General features: G+C 60.2%; 17 protein-coding genes, 1 pseudogene and 2 riboswitches. Of the genes and pseudogenes, 8 read left to right on the forward strand and 10 right to left on the reverse strand.

What is annotated here, in order from left to right; translation table 11 throughout:
- The 4 genes from epsE to epsA form a co-directional block, all read right to left on the reverse strand.
- A complete protein-coding gene (epsE, locus tag ABI660_RS03470; RefSeq protein ID WP_348064983.1) occupies window positions 1-885 on the reverse strand; it encodes a polysaccharide export protein EpsE in 885 nt (294 codons plus the stop codon).
- Between the two features lie 51 nt (window positions 886-936).
- Complete coding sequence (gene epsL / locus ABI660_RS03475; protein WP_348065039.1) at window positions 937-2100, reverse strand: XrtB/PEP-CTERM-associated polysaccharide biosynthesis outer membrane protein EpsL; 1164 nt, start codon at window positions 2098-2100, stop codon at window positions 937-939.
- A gap of 199 nt (window positions 2101-2299) precedes the next feature.
- The gene (locus tag ABI660_RS03480; RefSeq protein WP_348064985.1) at window positions 2300-3727 is read right to left on the reverse strand and encodes an undecaprenyl-phosphate glucose phosphotransferase; all 1428 of its coding nucleotides are present in this window, start codon (window positions 3725-3727) and stop codon (window positions 2300-2302) included.
- The gene (gene epsA / locus ABI660_RS03485; RefSeq protein WP_348064987.1) at window positions 3720-4472 is read right to left on the reverse strand and encodes an XrtB/PEP-CTERM-associated transcriptional regulator EpsA; all 753 of its coding nucleotides are present in this window, start codon (window positions 4470-4472) and stop codon (window positions 3720-3722) included. Before epsA ends, ABI660_RS03480 begins: the two co-directional genes overlap by 8 nt.
- A gap of 350 nt (window positions 4473-4822) precedes the next feature.
- On the opposite strand from epsA, the gene ABI660_RS03490 reads away from it, so the two are divergent.
- The 8 genes and pseudogenes from ABI660_RS03490 (at window position 4823) to ABI660_RS03525 (ending at window position 13586) form a co-directional block, all read left to right on the forward strand.
- Window positions 4823-5830 (forward strand): acyltransferase, encoded by a 1008-nt coding sequence (locus tag ABI660_RS03490; RefSeq protein ID WP_348064989.1) that lies wholly within the window; start codon window positions 4823-4825, stop codon window positions 5828-5830.
- Window positions 5831-5965: 135 nt separating this feature from the next.
- Window positions 5966-6151 (forward strand): annotated as a pseudogene (locus ABI660_RS03495) (TRAP transporter large permease subunit); the annotation flags it as partial.
- A gap of 70 nt (window positions 6152-6221) precedes the next feature.
- Window positions 6222-6776, forward strand: a complete 555-nt coding sequence (locus tag ABI660_RS03500) for a hypothetical protein (protein WP_348064991.1) — start codon at window positions 6222-6224, stop codon at window positions 6774-6776.
- Between the two features lie 15 nt (window positions 6777-6791).
- Window positions 6792-6894, forward strand: a riboswitch (glycine riboswitch).
- Window positions 6895-6917: 23 nt separating this feature from the next.
- Window positions 6918-7020, forward strand: a riboswitch (glycine riboswitch).
- 43 nt (window positions 7021-7063) lie between these two features.
- Window positions 7064-8206 (forward strand): glycine cleavage system aminomethyltransferase GcvT, encoded by a 1143-nt coding sequence (gene gcvT, locus ABI660_RS03505; RefSeq protein WP_348064993.1) that lies wholly within the window; start codon window positions 7064-7066, stop codon window positions 8204-8206.
- Window positions 8207-8231: 25 nt separating this feature from the next.
- On the forward strand, window positions 8232-8597 hold the full coding sequence (gene gcvH, locus ABI660_RS03510; protein ID WP_348064995.1) for a glycine cleavage system protein GcvH: 366 nt from the start codon (window positions 8232-8234) through the stop codon (window positions 8595-8597).
- Between the two features lie 32 nt (window positions 8598-8629).
- Window positions 8630-11527 carry an aminomethyl-transferring glycine dehydrogenase gene (gcvP, locus tag ABI660_RS03515; protein ID WP_348064997.1) on the forward strand — a complete coding sequence of 966 codons (2898 nt, stop codon included), beginning with the start codon at window positions 8630-8632 and terminating at the stop codon, window positions 11525-11527.
- A gap of 12 nt (window positions 11528-11539) precedes the next feature.
- Entirely contained in the window at window positions 11540-12295 is a 756-nt protein-coding gene (locus ABI660_RS03520; protein ID WP_348065041.1) for a sulfite exporter TauE/SafE family protein, read from the forward strand.
- Window positions 12296-12797: 502 nt separating this feature from the next.
- A complete protein-coding gene (locus tag ABI660_RS03525; RefSeq protein WP_348064999.1) occupies window positions 12798-13586 on the forward strand; it encodes a hypothetical protein in 789 nt (262 codons plus the stop codon).
- Window positions 13587-13695: 109 nt separating this feature from the next.
- Here the strand turns inward: ABI660_RS03525 and ABI660_RS03530 are convergent, their stop codons facing one another.
- The 6 genes from ABI660_RS03530 to ABI660_RS03555 all read right to left on the reverse strand — a co-directional run bounded on the left by ABI660_RS03530 (window position 13696) and on the right by ABI660_RS03555 (window position 18825).
- A complete protein-coding gene (locus ABI660_RS03530; protein ID WP_348065000.1) occupies window positions 13696-14352 on the reverse strand; it encodes a phospholipase in 657 nt (218 codons plus the stop codon).
- A gap of 33 nt (window positions 14353-14385) precedes the next feature.
- Window positions 14386-14730 (reverse strand): hypothetical protein, encoded by a 345-nt coding sequence (locus tag ABI660_RS03535; protein WP_348065002.1) that lies wholly within the window; start codon window positions 14728-14730, stop codon window positions 14386-14388.
- Window positions 14731-14846: 116 nt separating this feature from the next.
- Window positions 14847-15617: a transglutaminase family protein gene (locus tag ABI660_RS03540; protein WP_348065004.1), complete on the reverse strand. Its 771-nt coding sequence runs from the start codon at window positions 15615-15617 to the stop codon at window positions 14847-14849.
- Window positions 15618-16032: 415 nt separating this feature from the next.
- Window positions 16033-16470, reverse strand: a complete 438-nt coding sequence (gene arfB / locus ABI660_RS03545) for an alternative ribosome rescue aminoacyl-tRNA hydrolase ArfB (RefSeq protein ID WP_348065006.1) — start codon at window positions 16468-16470, stop codon at window positions 16033-16035.
- Window positions 16471-16640: 170 nt separating this feature from the next.
- Window positions 16641-17894, reverse strand: a complete 1254-nt coding sequence (locus tag ABI660_RS03550; protein WP_348065008.1) for a lyase family protein — start codon at window positions 17892-17894, stop codon at window positions 16641-16643.
- 25 nt (window positions 17895-17919) lie between these two features.
- A complete protein-coding gene (locus ABI660_RS03555) occupies window positions 17920-18825 on the reverse strand; it encodes a sugar phosphate isomerase/epimerase family protein (RefSeq protein ID WP_348065010.1) in 906 nt (301 codons plus the stop codon).
- Window positions 18826-18832 lie beyond the last annotated feature (7 nt).

The following is an 18832-nucleotide window of genomic DNA, read 5'->3' on the forward strand; positions in this document are numbered from 1 at the left end:
TCAAAAAATGCTTTCACGGACATAAATCACGTCTTCAGGGCGGACCAGATCAGTGAGCTGAGGCACCGCTTCCACCACCTTGCCTGTCGCATCGCGCCGATGAATACGCAGCCGGTTCTGGCTACCGCGCGCGGTCGGGCCACCGCCCTGTGCCAGAGCCTGCATGACCGTCATGCCGCGCTCTATGCGATAAGGGCCGGGCTTTTGCGCCTCGCCATAGATGTAGAACACGGGCGCCTTGTTGACATACAGGGTATCGCCAGCGGCGACCGGGATGTCTTCATCCGACTTCACATTCAAAAAAAGCGCCGGGATATCGATCACTTTGCGAAACGGTTTGCCATCGCGCTGGCCCGTGAGAATCAGCACATCATCCCCAGTGGGGGTAGTACCTCCTGCTGCGGCCAGCATGTCGCTGACACGTGTATTGGTGGTCTCGATCGGAAAGCGGCCCGGTCGGCTCACCTGGCCCAAAACCGCTACCTGATTGCCTCGCACCTGCCGCAGAATAATGTTGACTTGCGGGACTTTGACAAAGCCGCCGTTACGCAGGGCATCGGCAATTTTCTTTTCAGCCTCGGCGATGGTCAGCCCGCCAAGCTGCAGGCTGCCCACAAGCGGGTAGCTGATCACCCCGCTTTCAGACACGCGCGCGTCCACGGAAAGGTCGGGGCTCTGATAGACCTGAACACCGATGGCATCACCGGGACCCAGCCGGTAGTCCTGCTTGCTTGGTATCGAAGCCTGTTCTCCTGGCGTTGCAACTGCAGCTGCCGCTGCGACGGGTGCAGTTGCAGCCTGCAGCGGAGCACCGGTCTGTGCAAATCCAGCGATTGAAAAAACAATCAGCCATGCTGTCGCGAAATAACGAATGTGGAGTGTCATGGGAATACCTCTGGAATGGTCATGGCAAAAAAGATGAAGCTGCCCAGCCCATCAAAAACTGGCGAGGGCCGAGAGTCCAACCGTATTGCTCCGGTAATCAAAACCCGGTTCGCTGGAGGTACGCCTGTCACGCTGAAGCGAAGCGGTCAATTTGAGCGCGCGCCAGGGCATCCAGTCGAATGCCAGGGAAGCCTGCTTCGTGATGTCACGGCGGTTGCTTTCCACAAAGCCTGGAAGAGCCCCGTTGTAATCACGCACGCCGTGGCTATAGCGCGCCCGGAGGGCCGTTTTCTCCGTCGGCTTCCAGGTTGGTGCAATGAAGAACCGGTGACCCTCAAAATAACTGGCCGTTGTTATCTGATAACTGCCGAGTTCACGTACCGCGCCGGCAGCGATAGCGGTTTTGGCGGTGACAGCCCAGGTCGCATCCAACTGGCCTACAAAGCCAGAAAAATCCCGCGCTGCAAAGTCGTCGTGTGATCGGTCGAAGTGCGACAGCCGGCCGCGCAACATCGTCTTCGCGGTGGGCGCCCAGTCCAGCCGGAATTCGTGTTCCCGATCCTTGAAGCTGCGGGCGAACACCGGTGACAGGGCTCGGCCTGGATAATCACCGTCGCCGTTCCTGAAGCGATACGCCATGGAGGTATTGGAAGGAAAGACATACCGTACGCCGGCCTCCGCACCTTCGACATGGGTATCCGCCTCGAAGGTGGAAGTCTCGCTGCTCTTGCTGCTGCGGTCAAAAACGCCGCCCACCAGGCGCCAGGCGCCGTCGATTTCGTACTCGGCGTCAAACACCGTCGAACGGGTGGTTCGATGGCTGACCTGGCCAAAATTCTGCACGTCTGCTGTGGTGTCGATGTATTCCTTCCGGTCGGAAGTCAGGTTCCCATGCAGAGCAGGGGTAAAGCTCCATCGCCAGGCCGCAGCATAGTTGAGCGCCGTAAAGTCCAGATGGGAGAACCGCTGATAGTGATAGTCCTGGGCGTTCACATCCAGCTCGAACCGCTGCAGGCTATAAGGCTTGTTCAACTTGATACCCAAAGTCGTGACTGCAATGGTGTCCGATCGGGTGGGCGATCCGATCACGGCCTGGGTATTGGCCGAATCCGACAACCGGAACACATTGCTGTCGCGTTCGACAGACTGGCCAGCCTGGAACTGGAGCGTGTCAAGATCGTCCGCCAAAACCATGCTGGGAACAAATCCGAGCACTGCCAGTGGAAAAGGAATAAGTGTGCGACAAGAGATCAAAAGAAACCCCCTTGCCGGATAAGGCAAAACGTGAAGTCCGGGCGACCCGCGTGGGGTGCCGGTAGGTATGGGTAGATGGTGTGCATGAATGTTACGAATGTGGAGAGGGCTGAAGCAATAGCTCTTTCGCCCTAATGCGCTCTGTTGGATTCAAGGCCTTTCAATAAGCGGAGCTGTCCTTGAAGACCAGGCGTATTGTTTTAAAGATGATGAAAAAATCCAGCTGCAGGGACCAGTTGCGCAGGTAATCCAGGTCGCAATCGATTCGCGCCTGCATTTTGTCCAGCGTGTCTGTTTCGCCGCGCTGGCCGTTGACTTGGGCCCAGCCCGTGATTCCGGGACGGACCTTGTGACGGACCATGTAACCCTTGATGAGCGTGCGATACATTTCGTTGTGCGCCACGGCATGCGGCCTGGGCCCCACGATGCTCATGCGCCCCTGCAGCACATTGATGAATTGAGGCAGCTCATCGAGCGAGGTCTTGCGCAGGAAAGCCCCCAGGCGCGTCACACGCAAGTCGTTTTTCTGCGCCTGGCGAATTGCACCACCATCTTCCGTCACAGCCATGGAGCGAAACTTGTAGACCAGGATCTGCTCGCCGTCCAGGCCATACCGTCGCTGCTTGAAAATGACCGGCCCCGGCGAGTCCAGTTTCACCAGCAATCCGATCATCAGCATGACCGGAAAAATCAGCAGAAGAATCAGCAAGGACAACACGATGTCGCTGCCGCGCTTGAGCACACCGTTGACACCCCGGAACGGAGTATCACAGACCGATATCACGGTGACGCCGCACACCGAATCACTGCGCCCCTGGATCAGGTCGGTGATGAACATGTCCGGGACAAAATAAATGGAAGCCGTGGTGTCCTTGAGGCCGTCCAGCACCTGGAGGATGCGCGGCCTTGCAGCCATGGGCAAGGACAGGTAAATGAACTGGATCCTGTGCCGTTTGACGTAGGCTGGCAGCTCCTCGATTTTCCCGATCAGCTGGTGCTCACCCTGCATCCCCCTGCGCCCTTCACCGCGGTCATCAAAGAACCCCATAAGCTCAATACCCGAGTATTGGGAGCCCGTAATATGTTCAGCCAGGGAAGCGCCCTGGTCGTTCATGCCCACAATCACGGCCTTGCCGGGGGGACCTTGGAGTTTCAACAGCTGCGGCGCTGCGGCTCTCAGCGCCAGGTGCGCTCCCGCCTGGGCCACCGGGGCCAGCCACAGCCAACTGCCGATAACGGTCATCGAAAATTTGTAGAACGATTCTGTTGCATACCCCGTCAACAGCAACAGGCCCGCAATCCAGAGCCAATGGAAAGCAATGTTGAAAAATACCCGCCAGATCGGCAGGCGAAGCTGCGAACTGCCCGGAAAGGTCAACGAAAAAACGATGATCGAGAGGATCAGATAGGACGGGCTTATCGAATTCTCGAAGTAAAAGGCCAACGCCCAAAGCGAGAACACCAGCACCAGCGGGTCGAGGGCAGCTTCGATCACCGTGAAGACGTTGCTTCTGCCCAGCCCCGCGGAGCGCGGCTCGCGGCTGTTCAGCCAGGCCGACGCGGAAGCAGCCTGATTGATCTCAGCCATCCAGCGACACCTGCTTCATTTTGGAGACAGCCTGTGCGCGGCTGAAAACATTGAGCTTCTGGAAAATGCGCTGCATGTGATTTTTCACCGTGAATCCACTGATATTCAAAATGGTTCCAATCTCCGAGTTGGTCTTTCCCATCGCCACCCAGGCCATGATCTGGGTTTCGCGCTCACTCAAGCCACTGACGTCTTCTTGCAAATTTCGTACCGGCCTTGAGGTGCCACCACGCTGTTGCGGCAGCAAGGTCATCCGGCGCAACGCCGCGTCGATGGAGGGCATCAGCACCCTGAGCGCCGTACTCGCAGGCTCGACCGGAATATCTTCCGTGTCCAGTAGCACATAGAGGCACTCTTGCCCGTTCCGCTCGTCACACAAACCGTGAATCAGTGCGGAACGCATGCCACGCAATGCAGCGGTGAATGACCCCGGCAAGCTGGCACTGCCCAGCAAATAGTCAAACTCGTGAAAGTTCAGTCTGCAGGGCATCCTCCCTGCTGCAAGCCAGTGATCGTGGAATTTACCGAGCAGGAAAGGCAGGCTGTCCGTGCCATCGCTATAGGACCGCGCGCCCGGCAGATTCGACAAAATGTCGTGCCGCACCGTGCCTTCGCGAAAGTCTCCCCACCCGGCTAACAGGATGTCGTGCGACAGGTAGTCCTGCACGTCTCCCTGCAGCCATTGCAGCAGGTCGATGTGACGCTCCAGAGCCTCGGTTTGCCTGATCAAGTGCAGGTAGCGCACGGCAGCACCGTCGCGGTGCGACATGTGAGTCTTCATGGTTGCGTACGACATCCCTGTGTTCATTTTTAGCTCTATCCCCTGCGGTGCGCTGCAATCTTTGAAGAATGACGGACCTCTTTAAGGAGCGTAATCGACCGCGCCGCATACTCAGCGTAGGAAACGTGCAAGCACTGTGTAGGCGAATGCTTACGTTTCGCGTCATCCGCCTTTGCACATTTCCACACAGATACGAGTTGCAACAGTTTGATCCCACAAGTTTCCTGACGGAACGCGCGATATGGGTGCAACCGGGCTTACCCTTGACGGCCTGATTTTGAAAATAGAAAGACGAACTGATGGCAGGCACGAAAATGAAACGCAGCATAGAAGTCGATACATTGCGGGGTATCGCCTGCATGCTATTGGTGTTCTTTCACACCGTAGGCGCCACGCCGACAGAGGGCTTGAAACTTCCGGACGGACACTGGCTGGGAACGTTCAACGACATGCTCGCCTATTTCCGCATGCCGCTTTTCTCTTTCATATCGGGCTATGTCTATGCGTTTCGCCCTTACCAGGGAAACGCACCAGGCTTCATCAAGGGCAAAGTGAGGCGTCTCCTGTTGCCTCTCCTGACCGTAGGCACCTTTTACGCCATCGTGCAAACCATCACACCAGGTGCCAATGCCAGCGTGAACAACTGGTGGCTGCTGCATGTCCTGCCGGTGGGGCACTTCTGGTTTCTTGAAGCCCTGTTCGTCATTTTTCTGCTGGTCATTCTTCTCGAACACCTGAAAGCCCTCTCCACAGTGCCCAGTTTTGCACTGGTTTGGGGAGCCAGCGCCTTACTTTTCGCTCTGCCTGGGTTCACCAACTATTTTGGAGTGCGCGGCGCACTTTATCTGATGCCTTTTTTCCTTGCTGGACTGGCCTGCAAACGCTTCGATATCCGTGGTTCTGTACCACGCCTTCTGGCTGCGACAGCACTTATAGCCAGCCTTGCGGTTGTCGTGCTGCTTCCGCCATACATGAAGGAACATGCGGTGTGGGTACTGGTCTCATTGGCCATCGGTGTTTCTGCCGGCGTGCTGCTGCTTCGAAGCGGTTGGGAGTCACGTCCCCTGGCCTACATAGGCGCGTATTCCTTTGCCATCTACCTGCTCCATGTCTTCTTCACTGCGAGCAGCCGGATTTTCCTCAATAAAATGGGGGTGACAGACACCTACGCCTTGTTGCCGCCGGGTGTCGTCGCCGGCATCTTCGGCCCGATTGTCTGCGCGCAGATCATCGGCCGCAATGAAACGCTGAACCTCTGGCTGCTGGGAAGCACGTCAAAAGTAAAAACGACCCGAGTCAGCAGAGCGGAAGCCGCCGTTTAGCCGGAGACGCTCTGCCGGCAACAAGACCCACCCGCGCTGGTTTTCGCCAGTTCCTGGCCGTCTTCGGCAACTCGCGGAGCAACCCCTGCCGGAAGTGATTGAAGACAGGACGCTGTCGACGTCGCAAAACAGCTGATGGGTATGATCACGCCGCCCTTTGGCGTAAACCTGTTTGCAGCATGTACGGTGGCACGGATAACGCTGGACAAAATCATCAAACACCTGATTCCCTTTGTGCTGGTAATCGTCGCTTGCCTGGTGGTGGTCACTCATGTCCCAATCATCTCGCTGGGCCTGCGCGATCTGCTGTACGCCCGCTAACGGAAGAAAATTTCACACGCCTGTCATTTTCTGCGTTCATGCTTGGGGCCTCCATTGCCTATGAGGTCCCATGCAGCTCCACAAGACCGACCGCGCACGCGCTGAGCTTCAGCCCGGCACCCGAACGCTTGGCCAGCGCGAGCGCACCTTGCTGCTGCTGGCCGACGGAAGCCGGTCTGCACAGGACTTGCGGCCGCTGTTCAATGGGGATGGCGAGAAAATTGCTCTGCAACTGCTGCGTGAAGGTTTTTTGCACATCCCATCCGTCGGCTCGCCGGGGCCTGCGTCCGGTTCAACACAGCCGCCAAAAGCCGGTAGGCAGTTGCAGGCCAGCAAGGTCTCGTCGGCTACCGCTCCAATTTCAGCAGACCAGTTTGACGGAAAGAGGTCGTTGGCGACCACGCGGATGTTTCTTTTTGATATCTGTGAACGCATGTTTTCCCAGCGGCACCCGGATCTGGCAGAGCGCTTCCGGGAAAGCTTGCGCAGCGCCAGAGACCGTGAGGCCATGCTGATTGCGTCGCGCGACATGATCGGGGCGATCGGGGAAATCGCGGGGCACGAACGGGCTGATTCCATCAGTGAACGGATTGCCATGCTGTTGCCTGCCGAGGGGGCAGCCTGAGACGGTTCAGCTACACTTGACGGGTCAGGAGAGAGTTTTCCTCGAGAAAACCGCCGAAGGCGCATGCGGCACCCCAATGGTGCTCTGAACGCTCAGGCAAAAGGACTGGCAAGCGCCGCCCGGCCGAACACCCGCCAGGCAGCGTTCCCTACTGGAGAGAGGCCCCCCCATGAGGCGGCCCACCGAAGGAGCAAACCTGCATCGCCAGGCGAATCTCTCAGGTAAAGAGGACAGCAGGGGCAGCCCATGGCTCATGGCCATGTTGTATGTTTGCCCCGGAGAACGCCTTGTCCGCCATCGCCCCTGAACTGCTGAAAACGCCTCTGTACGACCTGCATCTGGAACTCGGCGCGCGCATGGTCCCGTTTGCCGGTTATTCCATGCCGGTGCAGTACCCGGCCGGCCTGATGGCCGAGCACCACCACACACGTAGCGCCGCCGGCCTCTTCGACGTCTCGCACATGGGCCAGTTGCGCCTTGTGGGGCCAAACGCCGCAGCCGCACTGGAATCCCTGATTCCTGTCGATGTGATCGACCTACCCGCAGGCAAGCAGCGCTACGGCCTGCTGCTCAACGACGACGGCGGCATCATCGATGACCTGATGTTTTTCAACCGCGACTACCTCAACGGCGGCGATATTTTTGTCATCGTCAATGGCGCCTGCAAAGTCGGTGACATCGCACATATCCAGAAAAATATCGGTAGCCGCTGCAACGTTATTCCCATGCCGAACATGGCTTTGCTGGCGTTGCAGGGTCCGCAGGCGGTGAACGCTCTCTCGCGCTTGGCTCCGGGTGTCGAAAAACTGGTTTTCATGACCGGCGGGCGCTTTAACGTGGCAGGCTGCGACTGCTTTCTCACCCGCAGCGGCTACACCGGCGAAGACGGTTTTGAAATTTCCGTGCCTGCCGCACAGGCCGACACCCTGGCCCGCGCCCTGCTCGCCCAGCCTGAGGTCAAGCCGGTCGGCCTGGGCGCACGCAACTCGCTGCGGCTGGAAGCCGGGCTCTGTCTCTACGGCAACGACATCGACAGCACCAGCACACCGGTTGAAGCCAGCCTGAACTGGGCGATCCAGAAAGTGCGCCGCAACGGTGGTGCCCGCGCAGGCGGTTTCCCGGGTGCGGACAAGGTGCTGGCCCAGCTCGCGGATCCGGCCGTTCTCACGCGCAAGCGTGTGGGCCTGACAGCACTGGAGCGCATCCCTGTGCGCGATCACACGCAACTGGAGTGCATAGATGGCACGCCGATTGGCGAGGTCACCAGCGGCCTGCTCGGCCCCACCATCGACAAACCCGTGGCCATGGGCTACGTGAAGCCCGAGTTCTCGGCCATCGGTACACGCGTGAACGCCATCGTGCGCGGCAAACCTGTGCCCATGGAAGTGAGCGCCATGCCTTTTGTTCCGAATCGTTATTTCCGCGGCTGAATTTTTATATTTTTTGGAGAACCCCATGATCAAGTACACCGAAGACCACGAATGGATCAAAGTTGACGGCAGCATCGCCACAGTGGGCATCACCCACCACGCCCAGGACGCACTGGGTGACGTTGTATTTGTCGACCTGCCTTCTGTTGGCAGCACGTTGGCCCAGAAGGAGGTCGCCGGCGTGGTGGAGTCCGTGAAGGCTGCGGCCGACGTGTATATGCCCCTCAGCGGTGATGTGACTGAAGTCAATGAGGCGCTGCGCGACGATCCCTCACTGGCCAACACCGATCCGCTGGGCGCAGGCTGGTTCTTCAAGGTCAAACTGTCCGACAAGGGCCAGCTTGACGCGCTGATGGACGAGACAAGCTACACCGCCTTCTCCGGCTCCTGAACTTTCTGCAACCGCCTGATACGGGACCTGCCATGCTGATGCCAACCGCCAAGCCCCTGCGCGAGCTTGAAAACGCTTCCGAGTTCATTGCCCGCCATATCGGCATCGATGATGCTGACGAAGCACACATGCTCAACGTGGTGGGCTCTGCCTCGCGGCGTGAACTCATCGACGGTATCGTGCCGCGTAGCATCGCACGGCGCAATGCCATGGCGATTCCGGCATCCGCCACCGAAGCCCAGGCCTTGGCAGAGCTGAAGGCAATGGCTGAAAGGAACAAGGTGTTCAAGAGCTTTATCGGCCAAGGCTATTACGGCACGCACACACCCGGTGTGATCCTTCGCAACATCCTGGAAAACCCCGCCTGGTACACCGCCTACACGCCTTACCAGGCTGAAATTTCACAGGGCCGTATGGAGGCGCTGGTCAACTTCCAGACCATGGTCTGCGACCTGACCGGCATGCCGATTGCAAACGCCTCCATGCTGGACGAGGCCACCGCCGCCGCTGAAGCCATGACCCTGGCCAAACGCAGTGTCAAGAGCAAGAGCAATGTCTTCATCGTGGCTGGCGATTGCCATCCGCAAACCATCGAGGTCATCCAAACCCGCGCCAGACCGCTGGGCATTGAGGTCAAGGTCAGCACCGCCGCCGTGACCGTGCCGCAGCTGATGGCTGAGGGCAATTACTTCGGCGTGCTGGCCCAGTACCCGGCCACCACAGGCAGCATTCATGACTTGCGCCCCCTGGCTGGACAAGCCCATGTAGATGGGGCAGCGCTCTGCGTCGCTGCCGACCTGCTGGCACTCACGCTGCTGGCGCCTCCCGGTGAATGGGACGCCGACATCGTGCTGGGCAGCACCCAGCGCTTTGGCGTGGCCATGGGCAACGGCGGCCCCCATGCTGCCTACCTGGCCTGTCGCGATGAATACAAACGCTCCCTGCCCGGCCGTCTGGTGGGCGTCAGCGTCGATGTGCACGGCAACCCGACCTACCGCCTGGCACTGCAAACCCGCGAGCAACACATCCGCCGCGAAAAGGCCACCTCCAACATCTGCACGGCCCAGGTGCTGCCGGCCGTGCTGGCCAGCATGTACGCGGTGTACCACGGCCCGCAAGGCCTCAAGCGCATCGCGCAGCGCGTAGCCAGCTACACCGCCATTTTTGCGCGCGGCATGCAGCAGATGGGTTACGAGATAACTAACGCCAGCGCCTTCGACTCGGTCACCATCAAGACAGGAGATGCTACACAATTGATAGCTGATCGCGCTCACCAGTCGGAGGCGAACCTGCGATATCGCTTGAACAATCACTTGGGCGTTTCGCTCGACGAAACCACCACGCGCGAAGACCTGGAAATGCTCTGGTCCTTCTTTGTCAAACCAGGCAAGCCCATGCCGCGCCTGAGCGATTTCGAAAAAGGCGTTGAGCCGCTGATCCCCGAAGAGCTGCGCCGCACCACGCCATTCCTCACGCACCCGGTGTTCAACACGCACCATTCCGAAACTAGCATGTTGCGCTACATCCGCATGCTCAGCGACAAGGACTTGGCACTGGACCGTAGCATGATCCCGCTCGGCAGCTGCACCATGAAGCTCAACGCGACCAGCGAGATGATTCCCGTCACCTGGCCCGAGTTCGCCAACATCCACCCCTTTGCCCCGCAAGAGCAACTGCAAGGCTATGCCGATCTTGACCGGCAACTGCGCGAGTGGCTTTGCCAGGCCACAGGTTACGCCGGCATCAGCCTGCAGCCCAACGCCGGTTCCCAGGGCGAATACGCCGGCCTGCTGGTCATCAAAGCCTTCCATGAGGCACAAGGCCAGGGCCACCGCAACATCTGCCTGATTCCCTCATCGGCCCATGGCACCAATCCGGCCAGCGCGCAAATGGCCGGCATGACGGTGGTGGTGACAGCCTGCGATGCGCAGGGCAATGTGGACATGGCCGACCTGAAGGCCAAGTGCGAGCAACACAGCGCCAATCTGTCCTGCATGATGATCACCTACCCCAGCACGCACGGCGTGTTTGAAACACGGGTGAAAGAGCTTTGCGCACTGGTGCATTCGCACGGCGGCCGGGTCTATGTCGACGGCGCCAACATGAACGCACTGGTCGGCGTGGCCGCACCGGGTGAGTTTGGCGGCGACGTGAGCCACCTGAACCTGCACAAGACCTTCTGCATTCCGCACGGCGGCGGCGGCCCCGGTGTCGGGCCCGTCTGCGTCGTGGCCGACCTTGTGCCTTTCCTGCCTGGCCATGCCACCGCGGGGTTTCCGGTCAATGGCGTGGGCGCCATATCAGCAGCGCCTCTTGGCAATGCGGCCGTGTTGCCTATCAGCTGGATGTACTGCCGCATGATGGGCGCAGAAGGCCTGCAACAGGCTACCGAGATCGCCATCCTGAGCGCCAACTACATCAGCGCACGCCTGAAAGACCGCTACCCGACGCTGTACGCCAGCGAGAATGGCCATGTGGCGCACGAATGCATTCTGGATCTGCGCCCGCTGAAGGAAACCAGCGGCGTCAGCGCCGAAGACGTGGCCAAACGCCTGATGGACTACGGCTTTCACGCGCCGACACTCAGCTTCCCGGTGCCCGGCACGCTGATGGTCGAACCCACCGAAAGCGAGACCCTGGCCGAGCTGGACCGTTTCATCAACGCCATGATCGCCATCCGTGAAGAGATCCGCAAGGTTGAGGCGGGGCACTGGCCGCAGGACAACAATCCGCTCAAACACGCACCACACACCGCAGCCAGCCTGCTGGGTGCCGAGTGGGACCGGCCGTATTCGCGCGAAACCGGCGCCTTTCCGCTGGCCACGCTCAAGCAGGTCAAGTACTGGCCGCCGGTGGGCCGGGTGGACAACGTATATGGCGACCGCAACCTGTTCTGCAGCTGCGTGCCGGTGAGCGATTACGCCAGCTGATCTTTGAGCAGCATGGAGCCGCAGACGCTGGTCATCATTGCTGGCGCAATTGCTGCAGGTTTTGTGCAGGGCCTGTCGGGTTTCGGCTTCGGCCTGGTCGCCATGTCCTTCTGGGCCTGGACGATTGACCCCCGCCTTGCCGCTGCCATGGCTGTCTTTGGCGCGTTGACCGGTCAGATCATCGCAGCCATCACCGTGCGGCGCGGCTTTGACCTCAAACGCCTCGCGCCTTTTGTGTTGGGCGGCCTGCTGGGCCTTCCGCTTGGCATGCTCTTGCTGCCGCGGGTAGACGTGCAGGTGTTCAAGGCATTTCTGGGAAGCTTGCTGGCTGTCTGGTGCCCGGCCATGCTCTTCAGCGCGCAACTGCCCCGCATCACGCGAGGCGGCCACGTGGCTGATGCGCTGATCGGTGCCGGTGGCGGGGTCATGGGTGCACTCGGCGGCTTCACCGGCGTACTGCCCACGCTGTGGTGCACCCTACGCGGCACGGACAAAGACACCCAACGCGCCATCGTGCAAAACTTCAACCTGTCCATGTTGCTGGTCACCTTTGGCAGCTACCTCGCCACCGGCATCATCAGCACCGCCACCCTCCCTTACCTCGCCATCGTCGCACCTGCCATGCTGATTCCGTCGCTCCTGGGCGCGCGGCTGTACATCGGCATCAGCGAAGCAACGTTTCGCAAGGTCGTACTGAGTTTGCTGACTTGTACCGGAGTGGCTTTGTTGGCTTCGTCGGTGCCGGGCTTGTTGCGGCGCTTGGGCTGAGCATGGGGTCAATGATTGTGCTCCCCTCCATTTGAAGGAGGTCACCAGACCCACGGCTGGCTGGCTCAGAGGCAGTTGCCTGCGGGAGCTCTAGCAATACGCTGCCTCGTTGCGGTTGCCCTATTCGGCGTGCCCGCCATCCGTCATTCGGGCTGGCTGCTCTCTGTGAGGAGATCAGCGAGCGTTCCAAGCAAAAGGGACAGCAATGAGTTCAACAGATTGTTCGATACGGACGCGCAGCGGCAGAGCAAGAATTGGAACTACAAAGACCGCCGAGAGATATAGCTGCTGGCGATTATTCCGGTGATGTGCGGCCTAACCACTCAACGGGGCTAAGGAACGCACCAACGGCTTGACCCGCAAGGCTCTTCAGGTCATCATCCGCCTCATGGACCAGGCCGCTGGCGGTCCACCCAGCTCAAACGCCGGCTTGCAAGGCATTCCCGTGACGTGTCAGCTGGTAGGTAAATCTTAAAAAATCGAAGCGCACAGGAGTGTAGATATGAGAATGCGTTTAAGAAGGCCGCTCCTCTTTTGTGCCGCTGCCGTATTGCTTTGCTGTTCGCTGGCGAAGGCACAGACCGATTTCACGGTAGTTCCCAGGCACCTGGTTGTCGCCCGTGAGCTGGTTGAAAACATCAAGCCTGAAGACAATCAATACACGCTCAGGGAACGGTCTATCAGCTTTCCGGGAGATATCTTCTCGAACAAGTATGCGATGAGGGCTGATTGCTCCGGCTTCTTGCTGGCTATTTTTGAACGAGCCAAATACTCGACGCAATCAAAGATGTCGTTTCTGGAATGGACGCCCAATCGGAAAAAACACACCGCAGAAGATTTCGTCCTCTCCATCGAAAAAGAGGGGGGCTTTACACGCATCACCAAAGTCGAAGATTTAAAGCCCGGGGACGTGCTGGCGCACGCAATGCTGAATGTGGAAGACAAAAGGAAAACAGGCACGACGGGCCATGTATTTTTGATCAACGGCCAGCCGAAACAAATCGTCCCCAGAAAACCGATCGTTGAAGAAACCAGGCAGTTCGAAGTTTCCGTCATCGACTCGAACGAAGCCTATACCGGCGATGACGACAGCAGATTGGCTGACCCGTCGAACAAGGTCAAAGGGCTGGGCAAAGGAACCATCCGCCTTTACGCTGACTCCAGTGGCGAACTCGTAGGGTGGGCAACCACATTCAAAACTTCGACGAGGTTCTTTTCCTACAACCCGAGGTTTCCGTCTGAGACCAAGGCCCGGAAAGCGGCCATGGGAAGACCAGTTGCAGGGATCTGATATTCCTGGAAGAGAGGTCAAGAAGTGTCGCCTTCGGCCATCTATCGATACCTGATCTCCGAAAATAAATCAGGGCTCCAGGATTCCGGAGCAAGTCCGTGATGAAAACTCAGGCAGTCAATCCCTCCAACCACCCCATCGCCTCCACCAACTCCCGCTCAATGAGCTCGTGCTGGCTCGGATACTCGGCGTAACTCAGCTCAATAGGTAGCGTCTTCACCAAATCGCGAATCACATGCGCATTGGTCAGCGGGATCACCTGGTCATGCGTGCCGTGGCTGAGCCAGAGTTGTTTTCCTTCCAGCGCTTCTGGCGCTGCTACCAATGGCACCACCTGTGTCAACAGGCGGCTGTGCAGCACCATCGCGGCCTGTAGCAGCACGGGCCGGGTTAGCAGCAGCGAGAGCGACATGATGCCGCCCTGGCTGAAGCCGCCGACCACCACACGTTCGGGCGGGACGCCCAGTTGCTGTGCGGCTGAAGCCACAGTCTTTGCCACCATGGCGCGGCTGGCGACCTCTTGCGCTTCGTTGATGATGCGGTCGCCCACCCGGTTGATGGAAAACTCAAACCAGCCGTAAGCGCCTGGACCCATCACATACGGGGCGCGCAGGCTGATAACGTGAAACTGCGGCGGCACATGAGGCGCCAGGCCAAACAGGTCTTCTTCGTCGCTGCCGACGCCGTGCATCAGCACCAGCAGCCAGGGTGCAGCACTTGCCGCATCGGCGGGTCGGTGCAAAAAAGAAAGGGGCAAATCAAGCATGGGCAAAACTCCTGCGGGCATTGTGCCCGGCATTCATGCAGACGGCTGCGGCAGAAGGCGCTTGAGGGCGAGCACCCCCAGCACAAACACCGCGCACAGCCCCACCGACATGAGCTGCTCGCCAAGTTGTGGCGGCACGATCAGGATGTAGCCGCGACCCTTGATCAGGGATGAGAAGCTGGACACGCCAAACGGCATGAGGAAAAGGCGAAAGGTCTGCCAGCGGTCGGTTTTTCCCTTGCTCCCCGTTCCCACACTCAAGAGCAGGGCCACGCCGATCACGATACTGATGCCCAAAGAGTTGAGCCAGATGGCCGGGAACGGGTCGAAGTGGTAGGCCACCGTGACCAGGTACCAGATGAGGTAACACCAGAGCACGTTTTTGCCCGTGGTCAGCGAGGCGAAGTAGCGCAGAGGGCGGGCAGCATCAGAGAGGTATGAGCAACTTCTGTGCTTTGGGTGGCATGGATCCACTACTGTCCGGCGCAGCGCATTCAATAAAAACGCGAGTTGGCCCGTAGCTCGCGAATGGCCCGGATCATGGTGGGCGCCAGCATATTCCATTGCAACGCCCGCATCGATCGACGGTAACGCAGCCCGTTGCCCCGCAGGGACGCCGACACCAGCTCGAGGGGATCGCTCACCACGCACAAAAGCCGGGTGAGCATGGGATCCTGGTCGGTAGGCGCACCGCCGAGGAAGGCGTCGTTCTTCCCGTCCCACAGAAGTTGGGCATTGATGTGGATGCCCCAGCCGCACGTCCAGCCGTTTTCCTGCAGGCGTTCGCGGGCGGCAGCCACGTAGTCGGCGTCGAAGATGTAGGTGTCGGTGCGCACCCAATGACCTAACCAGAACTCCGCCAGCGGGCGCGCCGCCGGTGTGGCTCTGGGGATCAGGCCGCGCAGCATCTCGCCGCGCATCTCCATGTAGCGCAATCGCGCCGGGATGCCGGCAGAACGCATCAGCGCGATCAGCAGCGTCGCCTTGTCGTCGCCGTCGCCCCCGCGCGCCTCGAGCACGTCGCGGGCCGTCGGGTAGTGCAGCTTGATACGCTTGGTATAAGGCAGGCGCTTGACGAAGCCATAGATGGCCAGGGCCTTGTCACGGTCGGTACGGCACAGCTGGACCAGCGAGCGGGCCTTCAGGCGCAGCTTGGGATCGTCCAGGTCCAGCAGTGGCGTTGTACCCAGCCAGTCCTGCGGCCGGTCGCTGGCTCTTTTGTACAGCCGGCGGGGCGAATCGAATCGTGCGGCAAGTGACTCCATGGAACCATCGACGGAGTGAACAATTCACGCATCGTACCCCCAGGCACCGGACTGCGGCAAATTCCGGTTTCGCTCCTGCCGTGACGTGATCCTGGGTCCAGGTGACCCACCGGAGGGAAGACCACGCTCACTCGCTATTACTTCAATAGCAAACTATTCCCGTCGTTAAAGGGCGAAGTGTCGATTTCATCATTTAGTGCAATGCTGCACACGATCTGGACCCTGAAAACGCGTCTCTTGCGCCATGGCTGCGTTGCCAATCCGCGCGATACCAGAGGTCCGGGGGTCTGGCTGTGCTGACGAATGAACCGGATGGCCCCGCCTGAAGAACGAACAGGACTCCTGCAAGAGCGCGCCCGCCTGGGCTGCAGTCGTGACCCAACCGCCCTCCTTGCTTTCGCGCCCGCAGCCTCAGCTACTCGCTGACCCCGCCCTTGCCCCTGGTCGCCTTGATCTCCGAGCGCTGGCTTTTGCCGGCCAGGCGGCGCTGCTTCGACCCATAGGTCGGTTTGGTGGCGCGGCGCACGCGCGGTGGTGTGGCGACGCTGTTGACGAGTTCGTTGAGCCGGACCAGTGCATCGGCGCGGTTCATGTCCTGGCTGCGGTGTTGCTGGGCCTTGAGCACAAGCACACCTTCCTGCGTGATGCGGCTATCGCGTAGCGCCAACAGCCGTTCCTTCACATCGTCGGGCAGCGAAGAGGCTGCGATGTCAAAGCGCAGGTGCACTGCGCTGGAAACCTTGTTGACGTTTTGCCCACCTGCGCCCTGCGCGCGTATGGCGCTGATCTCCACATCCTGTTCACCCACCCAGGGGACGGTGATGGCTGGTTTCGGTGTCGCTTCCTGTTTCAAATCACATCCTGGAGGGCCAGCGCACGGCGGGCGGCAAATGGAACGCGGGATGGCTGCACAGCTCGCAGCGCCGCGGCCACGGTGATTATCCGCTCTGCGCGGCCGGTGAGCACATCACAGACAGGCTTCATTGAGCGGGGACATCCAATCGCCGGGCAAGGCCAAGCCGCTCACAGAGCCGCTTTCGCTGCGTTTGCCTCGCCCCTCGCTTCAGCCAGCGTCGCCAGAACGTCAACAAGCATTCTGGTCTGCGCGCGGGCCAGCTCGGCGGCGTTCTCGGCGAGCCTGGAGCAGAACCACTGCGCAGCGTCTTCCGGCGGAAGCGTCTCGCGCACGGCCTCCAGGTTCGCGCGCATGCGTTGCACATTCACCTGCAGACCTGGCAAAGCCAGCGCCATCGCGCGGGCCGCCCCGTGCGCCGACATCAGCAGTCCTGGCCATTCGGCCAGCTCGGCCTGCCAATTGCCCAGCAACCGCTCCTGCTCCTGCGGCACGGCTGCCAGCAGGGCCGCCACACGCTGCGGTGCGCGCTGCGCGGCAGCCAGGGCCACCGTGCAGGCAACAAGCTTGCGTCGGTGCATGACCGGCGAACCGGCGCGCCCGGGCTCCACGGCTTCGGCAAGTTCGCCCACTTCAAACTGACTCATCAGTGCCAGGTCTCTGGCCATTTTCCCCAGGCTGCCGACCAGCAGGCCGAGTTCGCAACCCAGGGCCACCCACTCGCTGCGCTGCGTCTGCCAGGCAAAGTCTGGCGCCCAAAGCGACAGCTCGGCAGCCATGAGGGCGAGCACGTCCGGCCCCACGTCCTTTCCCTTGTTTTGCATCCGGCCCAGCGTACCGACAGTGCCACCCAGTTGCACGCCCAGGGCATGAGGTCGGGCAAGCTGCAGACGCTGCAGGCTGCGCACCAGCGGCGCGGCCCAGCCCGCACATTGAAGGCCAAAGCTGGTGGCCGACACAGGCTGCATCAGCGTGCGCACCAGCACCGGATCATCGACATGCTGCCGGGCCAGCACCAGCAGGGCATCAACAGCCTTGCGCACATCGCTCTCGATCAGGTCCAGCGCCGTGCGCGTCACCAGGGCCAGCGCCGTGTCGATGAGGTCCTGGGAGCTTGCACCGAAATGCACATAGGCGGCTGCGTCCTGGTTGAAGAGCGCCACGGTTTCCTTTAGGCTTTTGACCAGGGGAATCGCGATGCTTCCGGCTCGCCCGCCTTCACGCACAATCTTCGCCACGTCGAACAGCTCGGCCTTGCAGGTGCCGATGATGGACTGCGCCGCGGCCTCCGGAATCAGGCCGACGCTGGCCTGGGCACGCGCCAGCGAGGCCTCGAAACGCAGCATGGCTTCGAGAAAATTGCGCTCGCTGAAAACCTCCAGCATTTCGGACGTCGTCAAAGGACCTTCAAAAATCGGGCTCATGCGGTGCGGGCTTCAATAAGGCGGTTCAACCGCCCGTTTTACGTTTGAGCCGGATCTGATTGGGGAGCGGCACTGAGCGACGCAGCACCTCCTCGCCCAGCCACAAGGCCGAGCGATGCGCGCGCGCCGCAACGGTGGCCAGCGGCATCTGCTGGTAGTCATCGTTGAAGACCTCAAAGCTGTAGTCGCCCCGGTAACCCATCCCGTGCAGCCGCATCACCAGTGCAGCCAACGCCTCGCTGTGCACGCCTTCACCAGGAAACACGCGGAAGTGCCGCGCCGTGGCTATGCGCTCCTCGACCGACTTGATCTCCGTCCACATGAAGTCGGCCAGCTGCACCAGAAAAATCTTCTCGGGATCCAGCATGTCCAGCTCATCGAGCGGCGTGTTGGTCGCAAACATGTGGAACGAGTCAAAGCCCAGCCCGAGGTTGGGCATGTCGGCCTGGCAGATCAAGTCCCAAGCCTGCGGAAACTCGTTGACGGTGCGGCCCCAGGACAGCGCCTCGTAGGCGATGCGGATGTTCATCGGAATTGCCAGCATCGCGAGCTTGCGCAGGTCCTTCACAAGTGCCTGACTGTCGCCGGCGGCGTGGACCGAAGTTGATGAACAGATCAACAACAAACGGCAGCCAAGCTGGTGGCACATGGACAGCATGGATTTTGCGATGTCCATCTTGTAGTCGTGCAGATGGCCAGACAGGCCTTCAAAATCGCGCAGCACCTGGAAACCCGTCACACGCAGACCACTGGCGCGCACCGCGGCCACCGCCGCGTCCAGGCCACCGGCATGACCGACCAGATCCTTCGCGGCGAGCATGATCTGGCTGAAACCAGCCTCACGCACTGCTTGCAGCTTGGCCTCCAGCGTACCGGCCAGCGAGATGGTGTCCATCCCGAAATCGTTGATGTTTCCGCTGTGATGATTCATGCCCATC

Origin of the sequence: Polaromonas sp. (assembly GCF_039930745.1) — a bacterium.
GTDB lineage: Bacteria > Pseudomonadota > Gammaproteobacteria > Burkholderiales > Burkholderiaceae_C > Polaromonas.